This window comes from Peptoniphilus genitalis (assembly GCF_023614525.1).
GTDB classification, from domain to species: Bacteria; Bacillota; Clostridia; order Tissierellales; family Peptoniphilaceae; genus Peptoniphilus_A; species Peptoniphilus_A genitalis.
Genome location: NZ_CP097885.1, coordinates 1621745 through 1639975, shown reverse-complemented (window position 1 = coordinate 1639975; position 18231 = coordinate 1621745). Strand labels below are relative to the sequence as shown.

Sequence of the window (18231 nt, the reverse complement as noted above, 5' to 3'; positions counted from 1 at the left end):
TTTTACACCTCTCAAGAATTTTACACTTATTTTATTTGCATTTCAAATTTGTTAAATCCATTTTCCTTGTAAAAATTCTTGCTAACAATATTTAGGTCCTTAAATTTTTTGTTAAAATAAGCCTCATCTTTAACAAGACCTTTAACAAGTATCCTTCCCTTATCAAAGTTGTAGGAAGTTATAACTAAGTTATCATCTTCAAGTTTTTGTATTTCAGAAATTTTTTCTATAAATTTTTTATTTCTTTCTTGAAACCTATCTGATGATAAGTCTATTTTTTCATTTTCCATTTCTTGAGAACTTATTATTTTGTTTGTGACTTCCTTTTCTTTCTTGAGCTTATTGTAGTAAAGAAGGTTGGAAGATATTAAAATCAAAATCGCCAAAGGTAGGATGAAATTAATACAATTTTTATTTTTATTTTCCCTAAGCTTTTTCTTTTCTTTAGAATTTGGAATATCAAAATCTAAATTTTTTCCAATATATTCAAAATCCAAATTGCTATAAGACTTTAGGATGTCTTTTATAATTTCTGAATCGGCAATCCTTCCAAAGAGTTGAATTTTATCTCCCCCAGAGAAATTTTCTATCTTGCTTATATGTCTAAGGAAGAAATTTTTATACTTAAAGAGAAAATCCTCTTCAACATTTTGTTCCTCTATGTCGTAGGAAAGATTGATTATGTTAGAAGCATTCTTCTCTTCTAGTTGGTTGTCTCCTATCATCATTTCGATGTTTTCATCATAAATTTTGTCATAAACTTTTAGCAACTTGTCTTCTACAGAAATTAATTTTATGTAACTTGCTTGTATCTCTACAAACTTACCATCTCTTGAAAAGCTTTGACCTTCTGTAAGAATTTCATAGTTTGTAACTTCTAACTTTTCCAAAACTTCCTTTAATTCTTCTAGAATTTTCTTGGGAACAAGGTCAATGGAAAGATTCAATGCCTTTGCTGTAGAATTTTTCTTGTAAAAAATTTCATAATCACTTAAATCAAAGTCGCCATAATCTTCTAATTCAAGCTTTAAAAAGTCCCTTATCTCACTCTCATCAATTTCTGGAACTTTGTAGTTGATATGGATGAGGGAAGTAGAATCAAAAATAATAAAGACCCTGTCCTTCTTTTTTAAATCTAGCTTCTTAAAAACTTTGCTCATCTTATAAAAAAAATGATGATAATCTAAAATATTCCCATCCCTATAAATCCTATAGGGCATGGGAATACTAGTCTTTTCTTCTTCACTTTTAGTCTCGTCAAAAATATTTATAAATCCATCGTTAAGTTTAATTTTTGTTTTTCTGTCAAACATAATTCACCTGCAAATAAAGAAAATAATTATAGCTATAGTCATAAAGGGCCCAAAGGAAATTGAGTCCTTAAGAGTTTTCTTTTTTAGTAAAATCAAAATCATAGATACAATGCCGGCAATAATAAAGGAGTCACGAAATAATAAAAAGGCCTCAAATAAATTATTGGCAACTAGTCCCATTATAAAAGCATAGTAAACATCTCCTAAGCCCATCATTCCCGTGAAATAATACAATAGAAAAAATATTAATCCCATAGCAAGAGAAGACTTTATAGAAACAAGGATCCCTCCGCTGATAAAAATTTTATAAATTATCACAAAGAATAAAAGTATAAAGAGGTCAAGATTATAAATATAACCAGTCTTGTAATCAAGAACTCCTATAAAAGATGCCACTATTAAAATAAAGATAATTATTAAGGTCTCAAGAGAAATCCCATATCTCATAAAAACCAAGAGGGCTAGGAAAGAAGTTAAGACTTCTATATAAAAGTTTTCTCTCCCAATTTTTTCTCCACAAGAAGAACAGCTTCCTCTTAAAAATATATAAGAAAAAACTGGAATCATCTCATAAAACTTCAAAGTCTTATTGCAAGAGTCGCAAGAACTTCTTGAGAATATAAAGTCTTCTCCTCTTTCTCTTCTCTCAATAAAAACTTGGTAAAAAGATCCAAGGGACCCACCAAATAAAAATACCAATAAAGATATAAAAATAAAATATAAATTATTTTTCATTCTCTTCGACTAACTTCTTGTCTTGAACTTTAAGTGGACCTGGACTAACTGTCACATCTCCATCTTCTGTTGAAGTAATAGTAAATTTTTCTACTTTTAAATGCTTAGCAGGCTTTGGTATCTTTCCTCCTTCAAGGTAAGGTTTTAAAGCTTCTACACTAATACTTTTATCAGAATCTGGATGATCAATTAAATATAAGATGCCTGCACTTTTTAAAACTTTGACATTGGCATTGTGCGCTGCTGCCTCTGCTGCTAAGTTTGTGGAGCTGTACTTCATTGCTGCAATGGAAATTAAAATTGCAATAATTGCTATAACAATAACCAACTCGATTAGGGTAAATCCCTTGTTTTTCTTTGCGTTCTTCATATGTCCCTCCTAAAATTGATTTACCATGTCAAAAATTGGAAGTGCAATAGATAGCACTATAAATCCAATTATCAATGCCATAATTATTATTAAAATTGGTCCCATTAGGCCAAGAATTTTTTGATTGCGAGAATTTAATTCTTCTTCATAGTATGAAGACATAATGGAAAAAATTTCTCTAAGGCTGGAGGACTCTTCTCCAACCCTAATCATAGAAACTAAGACCTTTGAGAATACACCCACTTCTTGAGCACCCTTATAAAAGGGCTCTCCTGACTTTAGCTTAAATAAAATTTCTTGATACTTTTCTTTTAAAACAGAGTTCCTTTCCATATTAGAAATAATTTCAAGACTCCTGTCTACTGTTAGACCAGACCCAAGCAAGAGGTCCATGTTAAAGGACAGGTTCATGGCTCTTGTTATCTTGTAGTAGGATGACTTTAGTAGTAAGGAATGAAAAGCCCTTGGCTTCCTTTTATGATGAATAAATGCAATCGCTACCACGAGTAATATCCCTAAAATAATAAAGAAATAATTTTTATAAACAAAGTTTGAAAATCCCATTAAAATTCTTGTTGGAAGTGGAAGCAAGTTGTTGTTATCGGAAAAAATTTCTCCAAAACTTGGAATGACATTTATAATTAAAAAATTAATTATAAAGATTGAAGTCAGCAAGAGGATGCATGGGTAAGCCATGGCCTCAATTATCTTAGACTGAGTCTTTCTCTTTTTTATGTAATAGTCAGATAGCTTGTCAAAAATTTTACCTAGACTCGAAGTGTTCTCCCCTACATAAACCATGTTTATCACAAGACTTGGAAAGGCTCCCGTCATCTTCATAGAATCAGATAGATCGCTTCCAGACCTTAGGCTGTCTCTTATATCAGATAAAGTTTTTCCCTTGTCCTTTTGGAATTGTGAAGACAGAATCTCAAAGGCATTTTCTATATTTATACCTGAGTTTATAAAAAGAGAGAGCTGTCTAAATAAAATATAGAGATCTTCATTTTTAAACTTCTTCTTGTATTCAAAGGAATTTGATGACTCAATATTTTCTTCTATCTTTATGGGTCTAAGTCCCTCTCTCTTTAATTTTTCCTTGGCTTCCTTTAAGTTGTCAGCCTTAATGTTTCCCCTAACTTTTTCATTGCCCCTAAAGGCCTTGTAATTGTAAATCATAAGTCACCAACGGTATGTATGTTTTTATAATACTCCTCAAAAGTTGTTTCGCCATCTTCTATTAAGTTTAAAATTTCACTTGATAGGGTCTTCATTCCCTTTTCTATTGCCAAAACTTTTATATTTTTTACAGATTCTCTCCTGCTTATCATTTCTCTAATTTCAGAATCTACAATCATTATTTCAAAAACTGCCATCCTACCTAAGTAGCCTTGGTTACACTTATGGCATCCTCTAGCCCTATAAACAAATTCACTTTTCACAAGAGGATTGGTGTTTTTGATTTTTTCTTTACAATGAGGGCAAAGTCTTCTTATTAATCTTTGAGATATAACCCCAATAAGACCTGCAGAGATTAGGTAGGCTTCAATTCCCATATCAAGAAGTCTTCCTATTGATGCAGGCGAAGATTCTGTGTGAAGAGTAGACAAAACTAGGTGACCTGTGATGGAAGATGAGATCGCTATGTGAGCTGTGTCTTCATTCCTTATTTCACCAATCATAATCTTGTCTGGGTCCATCCTCAAAATTGCCTTAAGGCCCTTTTCAAAGCTTAGGCCTGTGCTGGGATTTACCTCAATTTGATTTATCCCATCGATTTTATATTCAATTGGGTCTTCAATAGTCATGATGTTAATATCATCATCTTGAATCTTTCTCAAAAGTGTATAGAGTGATGAAGTCTTGCCAGAAGATGTTGGTCCACAAATTAGAATCAAGCCTGATGGTTGAGAAATTAATTTCATTACCTTGTCATAATTTTCTCCCACAAGCCCAATGCCTTCTGGAGTGTAAGAAATTCTTTGGATATCCAAAATTCTCAATACTATTTTTTCTCCATTGCCAGTTGGTGTGGTTGCAACCCTAATGTCAATTTTTTCTCCCTTGAAGTCAAAGGAAAATCGTCCATCTTGAGGAAGTCTCTTCTCAGAAATATCTAACTGAGACAAGATTTTTATCCTCGTAACAAGATAGGGATAAATCTTTTTCGGTAAATCTATCAGCTTATTTAGAGCTCCATCAATCCTAATTCTTACTATTATGTTGTCGAATCTTGGCTCAATGTGAATGTCACTGGCATTTTTCTCAATGCTTTCTCTAAGTATATAATCAAGGACCCTAACTGCCGGCGAGTCTTCCTTGTCCTCATCTTCTAAGACAATTAAGTCCTCATATTTATTATCTATGTCTTCTAAGAGATAATCTTTTTTGTTGCTCTTGTAGATTTCATCTAAGATTTCATTAATTTTTTCTAAGGGGGCCTCTTCAAAGGAAATTTGTCTTCCTAGCTTTTCGCTGAGATTGTATTTTAGAATCTCATCGTTAATATGTAAAGAGTAGAAGACCACTAGGTCGCCTTCTTCTCTGTTGGGAGCTATAAAATTCTTTCGACAGTAACTTTCTGTCAAAATCTTTTTAATATCAAAAGAAAATTTATTCATTTTCCTCTCTCCTGTAGTCGCAAGTAGAGTTACTACATTTTATTGTTTTTTTATTTCTAGAGTTCATTTCTGTCAATATGCTGCCACACTTTGGACACTTTTCATTAATTGGCTTGTTCCAAGATACAAATTCACACTTTGGATATTGGTCACAGCCGTAGAAAATTCTTCCTTTTTTGGATCTCTTAACAACAATTTCTCCGTCGCCACAGTCTGGACACTTAACTCCAATTTTTTCAACAAGAGGCTTAGTGTTCCTGCACTCAGGAAAGCCTGGGCAAGCTAAAAACTTTCCATATCGACCCATTTTTATAACCATGTTCCTGCCACACTTGTCACAGATTACATCAGTTACTGGGTCTTCAATTTCAACTTTTTCTATATTTTCATAGGCCTTGTCGAGATCTTCCTTTAAATCTTCATAGAAGGACCTTACAAGTTCCTTCCAAGGCTTTTTGCCTTCAGCAATTTCATCAAGTTCGAATTCCATTTGTGCAGTGAATTTCTTGTCAACAAGGTTGTCAAAGTTCTCTACTAAAATTTCATTTACTGTGTTGCCAAGCTCAGTTGGAACAAATTTCTTTTCTTCGAGAACCACATAGTACCTACTTTGTAATGTAGAAATTGTTGGGGCATAGGTAGAAGGTCTTCCAACTCCCAAGGATTCTAACTCCTTAATAAGTGAAGCTTCATTGTATCTTGGAGGTGGGTTTGTAAAGTGTTGTTCCTTTTGAATGTCCTTTAATTTTAAAACTTGTCCTTCTTCAAGAGGTGGAAGTTCCTTTGCCTTTTCAGGATTGTAATCATAGACTCTTAAGTATCCATCAAAGTTCAAAGTTGATCCGCTGACCCTAAAGATTTCAAGATTAGAAATTATGTCAGCTGAAATTGTATCAAAAATTGCATTCGCCATAAGTGATGCAACAAACCTATTCCAAATCAAAGAATATAATTTAAATTGATCCTTTGAAAGTGAATCTTTGATTGAGTAAGGAGTCTTTGTAACATCTGTTGGCCTAATACATTCGTGGGCATCTTGAATGTTTTCCGTTTTTTTGGCAGGTGCTTTGGACTTACCAAGATAGTTCTTGCCATAAGACTTTTCTATGAAGTTAAGGCAAGCATTTTGTGCTTCTTGGGAAATTCTAACAGAGTCAGTTCTCATATAAGTTATAAGTCCAACTGAACCTTCCTTAGGAAGTTTTACACCTTCATAAAGACTTTGTGCAACCATCATAGTCTTCTTAGTAGAAAAATTAATTCTCCTAGAACTTTCTTGTTGCATTGTAGAGGTTGTGAAAGGATTTGGTGATTTTCTAACTCTTTTTCCCTTCTTTACAGAGTCCACTGTAAACTTGTCTCTATCAATATTATTTATTACCTTGTCGGCATCTTTTTCAGTCTTAAGGTCAACCTTCTTAGCCTTAGATTTTTCTTTAACACCATAATATTCTGCAAGAAGTTTACGTCTGCCAGCTCTTAAATCAGCTTCAATTGTCCAATATTCTTCTGGGATGAAGTTGTTGATTTCCTCTTCCCTATCGCAAATTAATTTTAAAACTGCTGATTGAACACGACCTGCTGAAAGCCCGGACTTCACTTTCTTCCATAGTAGTGGAGAAATCTTATAGCCTGCAAGCCTATCAAGTTCACGTCTTGCTTGCTGAGCATCAACCAAGTTCATATCAATCATCCTTGGATTTTTGATTTCTCTTTTTACAGTGTCCTTAGTTATTTCATTAAAGGTAACCCTGTTCTTGTCATCTTCCTTCATATCTAATATATAAGAAAGGTGCCAAGAGATAGCCTCACCCTCCCTATCGGGGTCGGTTGCGAGAAATATCTTATCAGCCTTTTTTGCTTCAGCCTTGATTTCTTTAATAAGGGGTCCCTTGCCGTATATATTCATGTATTGTGGTTCAAAATCATTTTCTATATCAATGCCAAGCTTTGACTTAGGTAGGTCTCTAACATGACCTACAGATGCAATTACATTGTAATTTGTGCCAAGCATCTTTTTTATTGTCTTTGCCTTAGTGGGGGATTCCACTATCACAAGATTTTTTGCCAAAATATCATCTCCTTCTTCCTCTTGTCTATTTTAAAATTTGAAATTCATTCATAGAAATTTTTTCAATAATTCCCTTAAGTTCCAACTTAGTCAATATCTTATTTATATAAAATACCTCATTATTTAAATTAATGCAAATATCATTTGTGTTATTTATCCCCTTTTCAATGAGATTATAGACTGCCATCTCTTCAAGGTCTAAGTCAATCTTTTCTTCCTTATCCTTTTTAGATAGGATGCCTGGATAGAAGTCTAGAATATCTTTTATCTCAACAAGGGGTATGGCTCCATCACGTATCAACTTATTAGTTCCCACTGAATAAATAGAAGTAATATTTCCTGGAACTGCAAAGACTTCTCTTCCTTGTTCTGCTGCCAGCCTTGCAGTTATAAGACTTCCTGACTTGTCCTTGGCCTCAACGACTACGACAGTTTTTGAAAGTCCAGATATTATTCTGTTTCTCATGGGAAAAGTAAATTTGTTGGCTTGAGTCCCTAGAGGAAACTCGCTAATGACTGCTCCCTTCTCAGAAATTTCTTCATAAAGAGCCTTATTTGACTTTGGATAAATAACATCTATCCCCGTTCCCAAGACGGCAATTGTATTTAGATTATTTAATAAAGCCCTCCTGTGGGACAAGGTGTCAATCCCATAGGCCATTCCACTTACAATTGTAAAGTCATAAAATCTAAGATCGTCGATTATCTTATTGACAGCCATGTTGCCATAAGATGAATGTGATCTTGCTCCTACAAAGGCAATGGGATTGTAAATTTTTAAATTTCCCCTAACATACAAGACAGAAGGTGGATCTTCAATGTACCTAAGTTCATCTGGATAGTCTTCATCGAGAATAGTGACTATGTGAACTCCCATTGATTTTATTTTTTCACTAATCTTTTCTATTATAAGATCGAAGTCCCCAGCTCTTTCGTCTAAGCGATTGGCACTTCTCTCTGAAAGAACATGCTCTTCTAAGAAGTCTAGCTTATAAAAATCTTCAAGAGGAAGGTTTTTATCCATTAAATAATCTAGGACTTTTAGAGAATTTTCGCTGGAAAAATTTATTGCATTTAAAAAAATAAGTAAGTCTCTTTCCTTCATTTTTCTGCTCCTAATTGCCCCAGAATTTTTTATCCATAGTTCTGTACTGGATACTTTCTAAAACATGATCTTCTTTTATATTTTCGCAGCCATCCATGTCTGCAATTGTCCTTGCGATTTTTAAAATTTTGTTGTAAGTTCTGGCACTCATTCCATACTTCTTAAAGGCAAGCTCTAGTATATTTTCAGAATTTTTATCAAGAGGGCAATAGCTCTTTAATTTATTTTCAGGAATTTCAGAATTATACTTAAAGGACTCATCTCTATACCTATCCTTTTGAAGCTCTCTAACATACTTGACCCTATTTCTTATAGCTTCAGAAGATTCACCAGACCTCTCTGAAGAAATGTCCTTATAATTAACCTCTGGCACTTCAAGATGGATGTCAATCCTGTCCAAGAGTGGGTGAGAAATTTTTGAAAGATATCTTTGAATTTCATAAGGCGAGCAAGTACACTCGTGAGTCTTTGAGTTATGATAGCCGCAAGGACATGGGTTCAAAGCTACAACGAGTTGGAAGTCCGCAGGGTACTTAACATTTGCGTTGGCACGAGATATTATTATGTCCTTTGATTCCATTGGCTGACGCAAAACTTCTAAGACTGACTTAGAAAATTCTGGCAACTCATCTAGAAACAGAACGCCCTTGTGGGCAAGAGAAATTTCTCCAGGCTTTGGTATTCTTCCTCCACCTATTAGGGAAACTGCTGATGCTGTGTGATGAGGTGACCTAAAGGGTGGCTTAGTTATTAGTGAGTTGTCGTCTAAGAGCCCTGATATAGAATAAATTTTTGTAACTTCAATGGCTTCTTCAAAGTCAAGCTCTGGCAAGATTGTTGGAAATCTTTTTGCCGCCATAGTCTTACCTGAACCTGGCGAACCTAAAATTAAAATATTGGATTTTGCTGATGCAGAAATTTCTAATGCCCTCTTTAAATTTTCTTGGCCCTTAATGTCAGAAAAATCCATGTCATAAGAAACCTTTTCCCTCTTTAGGCTACCAATACATCTTTCAATTTGAATTTCACCCCTTATAAAAGAAACAACTTCTTCTAATGTCTTTACAGGATAAATTTCAACATCAGATACTATGGCACATTCCTTACGGTTCTCATAGGGAACAATGAATTTTCTATAGCCCTTCTCCCTCATGGATATAACCATGGGAAGGGCTCCTTGAATTTTATTTATCTTGCCATCAAGAGCAAGCTCTCCCATGTAAACATAGGGTGAATAGTCCATCTCAAGACTCTCATCACAGCTTAAAAGGCTCACTGCAATGGCAAGGTCTAGTTGTGTTCCATCCTTTCTAAGGTTGGCTGGAGCTAAATTTATTGTAATTCTCTTTTTTGGAAAGTCGAAGCCAGAATTTTTTATTGCCGACTTAACCCTCTCTGTTGATTCCTTGACGGCAGTGTCAGCAAGTCCAACTAAAATAATTTTTGGCATTCCATTTGATAAGTCTACTTCAACGTCAACTGGATAGCCATTAAGTCCAGTTAAGGTGCAAGTTTTCGTGCAAGAATACATAAGCCCTCCTTATCTATGTAAATTAAAATTTTTTCTTATTTATATTTTAGCAGAAAACCTTTACAAATTCTAAAATAATTAAAAAAAGCCAGGCGAATTTACCTGGCTTCATTAAATCTAAATTTTTTATTTTTCAATTGTAACTATTACTTCTTTATCTACTCGTTTTTCAAGATCTAAAAAGCGCTTAGTCATTTCCTTATTATTGAAATCTATTTGAGCATCACGTGGGATTCCTTCAGCCGTTTTTATTGTGCCCTTGGAGTTTATGAGTTTGTAGAGCCCATCATACATTTCATATTCACCCTTCTTTTGCTCAAACTGTTCGTAAAACTTAATGCATCCTCCGAAAACTTTATTACCTGATTGGACAATTTTCTTGTCGCATATAGAATATCCAGGTCTCCAAGTTAATTTTTTAACTACAAGTTCTTGCATAAGGTCATTAGGTATCTTTATTGTCACCTTTGGATTTCCAAAAGTGAAAACTGTGTAGGCTTCCTTATTAGGCTTTGCCTTATTAGAATTTGTTTCAACCTTTTTGACTTCTTTAGTCTTTTCGCTTGCCTTTGGCTTGTTAATATTTTTTAAATCAAACTTTGCAAAGACGTTATTAGTTGGAACAGCAACTGACTCTTGAAAGACCTTAAGTATCTTGTCACTTCCCCTTAAGCTTGGGTCAAGCTTCTTTAGGCTTCCATCTGAAAACTCATACCTAACTAGGACCTTCCCATCTTCTTGGTAAATATTAATAGCTGGAAAAAAAGCTTTCTCATCTTCTGTGCCAATGGATCCCACAAGACCATTCATAGTGCCTTTCTTGTAAAGAGACTTGTCATAAAAGTTTACAAGTCCATCTCCAGATGAATTTTCAATTAAAATATTGTCTTGAAAATTATCTTTAACATAAAGATTGAATCCAAATTTTGAAAAATCCAACTTTTTAAAATTTGAATAATCTATATTTCTTGAGTTAAATCCATCCCCAATATAAACTGCCCTATCGTTAGGGTTCCAGCTCACAGGTTTATTAAGAGATTCTCCAACATAACGAATTGGGACATAGGTGCTGTCCTTGTATAGAATTGGAGCCACATCCATTGTCTTTTTAACTCCATTAACTTCTAGATTTTTGCTTCTAACATTCATTCCGACTTCTTGGCCATTACCTGTGATCCTAATGTTGCGAGTTGTTTGGTCATAAATAACATCGAAGCCAAGAGTCTCACTGATAAATCTTAGAGGCACATAGGTGCGGCTATTGGATATAAAACCATAATAATTAGAGTCACTCTTGTAGGCAGTCTCACAGTCCATTCCATCAATAACAAGTGGCGTATCAAAGTCATAGGCATAGGTCCTTGTACTTAAAAGTAAAATAAAAACAAGGCCAAAAAATAATTTTTTAAATCCTTTCATAAAAATCCTCCTTCTAATTTAAAATATTTTATATATACCATTTTATCATATTAAATAAAAGAAGTTCATTTATTAGTAAAATATAAATTTTTATTATCTAGTTTATTCACTGTACTAAAAAAGCTCCCTACTTTTTATAAGTAGAGAGCTTTCAAAAAACTTTTTAAATTATTAAATTACAAAGTTTCCTTCTTTAAAGATTTGAACTTCTTCACCATTTTCTTTGACTCCAATAATTTCTGTTGTTTCATCGCCCACCATGAAGTCAACGTGAGTTAGGGAGTCGTTCATTCCCCTTTCCTTCAATTCTTCTATTGAAAGTTTTTCTCCTCCTTCAAGGCAAGTTGGGTAGGACTTGCCTAGGGCAAAGTGACAAGATGCATTTTCATCATAAAGTGTGTTGTAGAAAAGAACCTTCCTCATGGAAATTGGTGTATTGTAAGAAACTAGGGCAACTTCTCCAAGTCTTTTAGCTCCTTCATCTGTGTCTAAAATATTTTTCAAATATTCTTTGCCAGCTTTTGCATCATAATCAACTACTTCCCCATCTTTGAAAACTAAATAAAAGTCTTCTATTAGGTTGCCGTTGTAGTTAAGTGGCAATGTTGAATAAACTTTTCCATTTACTCCATCCAGTCTTGGTGCAGAGAAAACTTCTTCACTTGGCATGTTGGCTATAAATTCTTCTCCATCTGAATTCACATCTCCTGCACCTGCAAAGATGTAGCCCTTTGGAAGTCCAACTTCAAGGTCAGTTCCCTTTTGAGACTTATAAATTAATTTTTCAAACTTAGCTTCATTTAAGAACTTGCTGTATCTATTTAAGTTATCAACGTGATTTTCTAAAGCTTTTATTGGATCTTCTTCAAAAAGTCTAACTGAGTTAAAGATTTCAAACCAAAGTCTTCTAACAGCTTCGCCTTTTTCTAGGTCTGGAAAAACTTTTGTAGCCCAAGATGGAATGCTAGCTCCAACAACTATCCAAGAAACATAGTTTGCCATCATCTTTGCAGAAAAGTCTCTCAAGGCTTTGGAGTTTGCAAGATTAGACTTAAATAATTTTTCAGCATCTACTCCCTTAAAGGCATCTGGGTCTGAACCTGTAACTGAAAGATACTTTGCCTTCTTTTCCATGTAGTAGTTTTCCTTGTCAACCTTGTGCTTTGGTATGTCTGTCAAAACATCAAGACTTTCATTTTCATACTTAAGTCTTGAGATAAGTTGGTCTCTGTAGTCAACTACAACTTCGCCAGCACCAAGCTCATAGGCCTTCCTTGTGCACTCTACTGCAAAGTCTCTTGCTTCAATGGGACATCTAACAACAAGTTTGTCCCCATCTTTAATTTTTAAACCAACTTTTAAAATTAGTTCAACATATTTTTCTATATAATCTTCGACTTTAAAATTTTTATAGTCCATTTAATCATCCCTTCGATATAAAATTTATTTTTATTCAAAATTAATATACAACAAATTAAAATAAGATGCAAAAAAAGATACTACCCAAGTGAGTAGCATCTTCATAATAAACTTATTTAGAATATTTTTTTGTTAAGAAGTCCTTAGCAACTTGTGGGAAAAGTGCGTAAGTCAATACGTCTTCATCACATCTTGCAAGGTCACCAATTTCTGCCTTGTATTTAGCAAAAGCTGGCTCTAAGTGGTTAGCAGGTCTGTCAGTAATAACTTCTGCATCACCAATTATAGATTTTCTAAAGGCTTCGTCAACTTCCACTGGAGTCTTACCGTAAAGTCCCTTTAGGTAATCCTTGATTTCATTTGGAACCATCTTGTATCTCTTGCCTGTCATAACGTTAAAGGAAGCTTGAGTACCAACCATTTGACTCATTGGAGTAACAAGTGGTGGGAAGCCCATGTCCCTTCTAACATTTGGAACTTCTGCAAGAACCTTGTCGAATAAGTGGTCTTGCTTAGCTGCAGAAAGTTGTGAGCTTAGATTTGAAAGCATTCCACCAGGTACTTGATAAATTAGTCCCTTAGGATCAACTGTAAGCATCTTAACTCTCATTGTTCCATTGTTAAGATATTTATTTTTAACTTCTTGGAAGTAAGGAGCAAGTTCATTTAGAATATCAAGGTTAAGGTCAACATCGAATCCTGCTTCTTTTAAAACAATAGCAAGAGTTTCTGTTGGTGGTTGACTTGTTCCACCAGAGAAAGGAGAAATAGCTGTGTCAATAATATCTGCTCCTTCTTCAATTCCCTTAAGATAAGTCATAGATCCACAACCAGTAGTTTCGTGTGTGTGAAGTTCTATTGGAATATCAATTACCTTTCTCATTGATCTAACTAGGTCTCTTGAAACAGGTGGAGTTAAAATTCCAGCCATGTCTTTGATGGCAATAGAATCTGCACCCATTTCTTGGATTTTTACTGCAAGTTCAGTAAAGTATTCAATAGTGTGAACTTCTGAAGTTGTATAACAAATTGCAACTTGAGCTTCAGCTCCAGCCTTCTTTGTAGCCTTAAGTGAAGTTTCGATATTTCTTAAATCATTTAGGGCGTCAAAAATTCTTATGATGTCAATTCCATTTTTAACAGAAAGCTCAACGAATTTTTCTACAATATCATCGGGATAATTTTTATAACCTAAAAGGTTTTGACCTCTTAGAAGCATTTGAGTTTTTGTATTTTTAAAGTGAGACTTAATCTTTCTAAGTCTTTCCCATGGATCTTCATCTAAAAATCTTATGCAGGAGTCAAAAGTAGCCCCTCCCCAACATTCGATTGCCTTATAGCCAACCTTATCAAGTCTATCAAGAGCTGGTTCCATGTCCTTGTAAGTCATTCGTGTTGCCATAAGTGATTGGTGGGCGTCACGAAGAATAGTATCAACAAATTCTATCTTTTTCATAAATCCTCCTAGGTATCTCATACGTTCAGATCATCTTATTAAGATAAGTATAACACAAATTTTTCAAATTTTTTCATACTATAACTCCTTTTCTAACAAATAATTTTTGTTATTCCATAAAATTTTTATTATATTTTGTTATTCTCTTTACAAAGCCTTTCTCATTTAGTATAATGCTATCGGCTTATAAATTATCGCGGCGAAGATTTATAAGGAGTTTGATAAAAATGGCAAAAATGATGGATCCAAAGTTCAAGCAATCAAGAAGACTTGGACTAAATGTATGCGGTCACCCAAAGGCAATGAAAAGAGCTACAAGAGGTACTGCAAGAAGCGATAAAAAACTTACTGAATACGGTAAGCAACTTTTAGAAAAACAAAGATTAAGAGCATACTACGGTGTACTTGAAAAACAATTTGTTAATCTATTCAAAGAAGCTCAAAGAACTCAAGGCCAAACTGGTCCTAACCTTGTAACATTCCTTGAAACTAGATTAGATTCTTTATGTTACAGAATGGGCTTCGCATCTTCAATCAGACAAGCAAGACAAATGGTTAGCCACTGTCACCTAACTGTAAATGGAAAGAAAGTAAACATTCCTTCTTACAGATGTCAAGCTGGCGATGTTATTGCATTATCTGCTAAGGGAAGAAAAGTTGACCTATTTAAAGAAAACTACAACACTAACATCGTTGTAAACTACCCTTACATTTCTAAGGACGAAGACTTTAAAGCAACTTTAGTTTCTCTACCAAATAGAGAAGATATTCCAATAGAAATTGAAGACCAATTAATCGTTGAATTCTATTCAAAGAATATGTAATGAAAATGGAAAAGACCCTGCCAGGGTCTTTTTTATTGCTTAAAAAGTGGAGGCTTAGTCCCCCACTTTTTTTAATTTTTATTGATGTCATTAGCTTCTACTTAATAAAAGATTTTTAATTCCTTACTTAAGCAAGTAAAATAAAATTTAAATTATCCTACAAAAAAATCGCATGACCAGCATGCGACTTTTTATTTTATAAATTGACTTAAGAATATTATCACAATAACAATTGGTGAAACATACTTTATACTAATATTCATCCAAGCCCTAACAAAAGGACTTTTAATATTTGCTGCTTCAAGTAAATTTTCCATCTTCCAAGCTCTCGCTGAGAAAAGTGCAATGATTAGACAGCCAATTACTAAGATGTAATTACTTTCTATATTGTCTAGGAAGGCAAAGGCTGGATCATAAAAAATTGATACAGCAGCAATGGCAACTATTATTGCACTTGCAAGCATTAGGGCCTTTATTCTTTCTAATTTAAATCTTTCCATAAATTGACCTACAATTGCTTCAAGAACTCCAACTGATGAAGTAAAGGCTGCAATGTAGAAACCAAAGTAAAATAGGATTGAAAGAACCCTACCAAAAGGCACAACGTTAAAGGCAAGTGGAAGAGTTAAGAATGTAAGTCCAACTCCTTCGCCTGGTGTAAGTCCTGTTGCAAAAACTATTGGAAGAATCATAAATCCAGATAAGATTCCTGCAAAAACTAGGGCAAGACAAATAACTGATGAGTCCTTAAAGATGTTTTCATCCTTCTCTTTGATGTAAGATCCAAATACCATAGAACCCAACATAGCAAGTCCCAAGGCAAAGAAGGCTTGTCCCAAACAAGTTATAACTGAGTTAAAGGAAAATTTAGAAAAATCTGGTTTAAATAGAAAGGTGATACCTTCTTTTGCACCAGGAAGTCTAAGTCCAAAGAAAATTATAATTATCATAATTACAAATAAAACTGGAATTAAAATCTTTGAAACTCTTTCAATTCCCTTTTGAACCCCAAGTATAATAACTGCATTGTTAAGGGCAAAGTTAATTAAGAAAAATATAAAAACTGTTGTCTTGTTAGCATTAAATGCATCAAAGTAAGTTTGAATACTTTGGCTATCAAGACCAACAAAGTCACCCATAAAAGCACCTGCAATATATTTTATTATCCAAGCATAAATAACTGAAGTGTAACCAACAATTATAAGGGCAGCAAGTGTGTGTAAGTAACCTGCTAGGTACCACTTTGTATTTGGCTTTAAAGTCTTATAGGCATCTATGGCGGCATTACCTGTTGCATAACCTATAGTAACTTCACAAGTCATTAGGGGAATTCCTATGACTAAGATAATTAAAATATATAAAAATATAAAAATTGCTCCACCGTTTTCGCCAACTACATAGGGGAATCTCCAAAGAGTTCCTATCCCAAGGGCAAGGCCAATGGCAACCATAATAAATCCTAGGATTGATGAAAATCCTTCATTTTGTTTTGACATACGCTCTCTCCTTTTTTATATACTAGAAATACTAACACAAAAGTGATTTTTTTTAAATAGATTTAGTATATATTCCCCTTTAAAGCGACAAATTTTTTTAATTTTATTTATTTTTATTAAATTCATTATAAAGCTTATTAGTGGTATAATCTTTTTAGGTGATAATATGAAAAAAGACATTGAGTATGTAAAACTTGTTACTTCAACTAATAAACTTATCTTTGACGAAATCTGTGCCTTCTTAGAAGACAACTCCATCCCATACTTTGTTAAAGACGAGGGCGACTACATGCGTCTTATATCTGGATTCTCTCTTTACGAAAAGGGAATTTATGTATCAGAAGATGATTTTGATAAAGCCAATGAGCTTCTAGTTTACTTTATGAATGACAACGACACAAGCGGCGACTTATCCTTTGACTAATCTTAAATAAATAAAAATTAAGCTGAGAAATTTTTTTCCTCAGCTTTTTTTATTGGATAAATAATTTTATTAAGTTTTTGTTTACAAGGTTTGGATAAAATTTTGTAATTTGGTACTCAAGATAGCCTTCTAGGACTAGGGGATCATTATCACAAAAGTCTTTTACATCATCTCCCAAATAAATTCCTATGCCTCCACCATCATCTTTGGGCCCAGAGATAATTAAATTTCCCAAGTCAACTTCATTCTCATGGTAGTTTAAATGCTCTTCAAGATTTTTTTCAAAATCTTCATCAAGCTCTTTATCCTTTTTTAAGTTTCCAACTATTAAATAAGAATTCATTTTAATTTTCTAAGAAGTCTACAATGTCTTTAAAGACTTCTTCCCTCTCTTCTTCTCTAAAAATTTCGTGCTTCATCTTCTTGTAAAGTTTTGATTTTATGTTTTTGTAGCCAACTTTTCTTAAGAGATTAATTGAAGACTCAAATCCCTTCTCCCCACCAATTACCACATCATCTTCTCCGGCTATAAAAAATATATCAAGGTCAGGATTCCTAAATTTATAGTTTTTTGTATTTTTTAATTCTCCTACGCCTTCAAAGACTGCGAGGTAGCCCCTGTTTTTAAAAACTGGAGGCATGTGAGGGTCCTTCTCTGCATCCCTAATATTTTCCTTGGAGTAAGACAACCAATCAAAATGTTTTTTATCACCAGTGTAAAGCTTCTTGAGTATATAAATTGTCCTCTGTTCTCCAAAGTAAAAGTTAATAAAGTTGCCAAGGAAAATTGCTAGAGGAACTTCAGAGACATAATTTGGTGGACCCGACAAGACTAATTTTTTAATTAGGTCGTCGCCCTCTTCAAGGTAAATTCTTCCAAAGACAGTCCCAAGTGAATGGCCAACTAAATAGATGTCAGTATCTGGAAATTTCTTTTTAAGTTCCCTTGTTATTGCAAGATTATCATCAACAACTTTTTCCGCTCCGTCAATGTAACCTACTGTGTACTTATCTCCAAGGGACCTACCGTGTCCCCTATTGTCAGATATGAAGCAGGAGTATCCTCTCTCGTTTAAATATTTAATTAAATAATAATATCTTTCTTTATGCTCAAGAGCTCCGTGAATAATTTGCACTAGGGCTTTTGGTTCTTCAACTGGAAAATAACTGCCATCAAGAATAAATCCATCGTAAGATTTTATTTTAACCTTCTCAAAGTTTGTAAGCTCATAAAAATCTCTTTCGTTGCCAAAGTCTAAAAAGTTGTCGTTCTTTACAACTTCATTAATAAATTCTAAGTCGCAAGTTAAATCCACTCCATCATTCTGCAGAAGTTTGTTGGACTTTCTGTAATAAATTTGTGGGATTAATAAAATAACAAGAACGAGTAAAATAATAAAATATACCATAAGTCACCTCTCAGTCATTATAACAAAATATTAAGATA

16 protein-coding genes are annotated in these 18231 nt (G+C 33.8%); 2 read left to right on the top strand and 14 right to left on the bottom strand.

Annotated features, from left to right (window positions below):
* Nucleotides 1–26: 26 nt before the first annotated feature.
* The 11 genes from M9426_RS07875 to M9426_RS07825 form a co-directional block, all read right to left on the bottom strand.
* Nucleotides 27–1313, bottom strand: a complete 1287-nt coding sequence (locus M9426_RS07875; RefSeq protein WP_250341889.1) for a type IV pilus biogenesis protein PilM — start codon at nt 1311–1313, stop codon at nt 27–29.
* A gap of 3 nt (nt 1314–1316) precedes the next feature.
* Nucleotides 1317–2048, bottom strand: a complete 732-nt coding sequence (locus M9426_RS07870) for a prepilin peptidase (RefSeq protein WP_250341888.1) — start codon at nt 2046–2048, stop codon at nt 1317–1319.
* Nucleotides 2038–2418: a prepilin-type N-terminal cleavage/methylation domain-containing protein gene (locus M9426_RS07865; RefSeq protein WP_250341887.1), complete on the bottom strand. Its 381-nt coding sequence runs from the start codon at nt 2416–2418 to the stop codon at nt 2038–2040. Before M9426_RS07865 ends, M9426_RS07870 begins: the two co-directional genes overlap by 11 nt.
* 9 nt (nt 2419–2427) lie before the next feature.
* Complete coding sequence (locus M9426_RS07860; RefSeq protein ID WP_250341886.1) at nt 2428–3597, bottom strand: type II secretion system F family protein; 1170 nt, start codon at nt 3595–3597, stop codon at nt 2428–2430.
* Nucleotides 3594–5039, bottom strand: a complete 1446-nt coding sequence (locus M9426_RS07855; protein WP_250341885.1) for a GspE/PulE family protein — start codon at nt 5037–5039, stop codon at nt 3594–3596. The genes M9426_RS07860 and M9426_RS07855 overlap by 4 nt, the downstream gene beginning before the upstream one ends.
* On the bottom strand, nt 5032–7110 hold the full coding sequence (topA, locus tag M9426_RS07850) for a type I DNA topoisomerase (RefSeq protein ID WP_250341884.1): 2079 nt from the start codon (nt 7108–7110) through the stop codon (nt 5032–5034). Before topA ends, M9426_RS07855 begins: the two co-directional genes overlap by 8 nt.
* A 25-nt stretch (nt 7111–7135) precedes the next feature.
* A complete protein-coding gene (gene dprA / locus M9426_RS07845; RefSeq protein ID WP_250341883.1) occupies nt 7136–8215 on the bottom strand; it encodes a DNA-processing protein DprA in 1080 nt (359 codons plus the stop codon).
* Between the two features lie 10 nt (nt 8216–8225).
* Nucleotides 8226–9746 (bottom strand): YifB family Mg chelatase-like AAA ATPase, encoded by a 1521-nt coding sequence (locus M9426_RS07840; protein ID WP_250341882.1) that lies wholly within the window; start codon nt 9744–9746, stop codon nt 8226–8228.
* A 126-nt stretch (nt 9747–9872) separates the two neighbouring features.
* Entirely contained in the window at nt 9873–11165 is a 1293-nt protein-coding gene (locus M9426_RS07835; RefSeq protein ID WP_250341881.1) for a copper amine oxidase N-terminal domain-containing protein, read from the bottom strand.
* 171 nt (nt 11166–11336) lie between these two features.
* On the bottom strand, nt 11337–12584 hold the full coding sequence (locus tag M9426_RS07830) for an aminopeptidase (RefSeq protein ID WP_250341880.1): 1248 nt from the start codon (nt 12582–12584) through the stop codon (nt 11337–11339).
* Between the two features lie 112 nt (nt 12585–12696).
* Nucleotides 12697–14040, bottom strand: a complete 1344-nt coding sequence (locus M9426_RS07825) for an oxaloacetate decarboxylase subunit alpha (protein ID WP_005955942.1) — start codon at nt 14038–14040, stop codon at nt 12697–12699.
* 227 nt (nt 14041–14267) lie between these two features.
* On the opposite strand from M9426_RS07825, the gene rpsD reads away from it, so the two are divergent.
* On the top strand, nt 14268–14864 hold the full coding sequence (rpsD, locus tag M9426_RS07820) for a 30S ribosomal protein S4 (RefSeq protein ID WP_005955856.1): 597 nt from the start codon (nt 14268–14270) through the stop codon (nt 14862–14864).
* A gap of 191 nt (nt 14865–15055) precedes the next feature.
* On the opposite strand, the gene M9426_RS07815 is transcribed toward rpsD, so the two are convergent.
* The gene (locus tag M9426_RS07815; protein WP_060800012.1) at nt 15056–16360 is read right to left on the bottom strand and encodes a sodium-dependent transporter; all 1305 of its coding nucleotides are present in this window, start codon (nt 16358–16360) and stop codon (nt 15056–15058) included.
* Between the two features lie 166 nt (nt 16361–16526).
* Here M9426_RS07815 and M9426_RS07810 point away from each other — a divergent pair, with 166 nt between their 5' ends.
* Complete coding sequence (locus M9426_RS07810; RefSeq protein ID WP_005955936.1) at nt 16527–16784, top strand: putative signal transducing protein; 258 nt, start codon at nt 16527–16529, stop codon at nt 16782–16784.
* A 49-nt stretch (nt 16785–16833) separates the two neighbouring features.
* On the opposite strand, the gene M9426_RS07805 is transcribed toward M9426_RS07810, so the two are convergent.
* Both M9426_RS07805 and M9426_RS07800 read right to left on the bottom strand, forming a co-directional pair.
* Complete coding sequence (locus M9426_RS07805; protein ID WP_250341879.1) at nt 16834–17127, bottom strand: YciI family protein; 294 nt, start codon at nt 17125–17127, stop codon at nt 16834–16836.
* Between the two features lies 1 nt (nt 17128).
* On the bottom strand, nt 17129–18193 hold the full coding sequence (locus M9426_RS07800) for an alpha/beta hydrolase (protein WP_250341878.1): 1065 nt from the start codon (nt 18191–18193) through the stop codon (nt 17129–17131).
* Between the last annotated feature and the right edge of the window lie 38 nt (nt 18194–18231).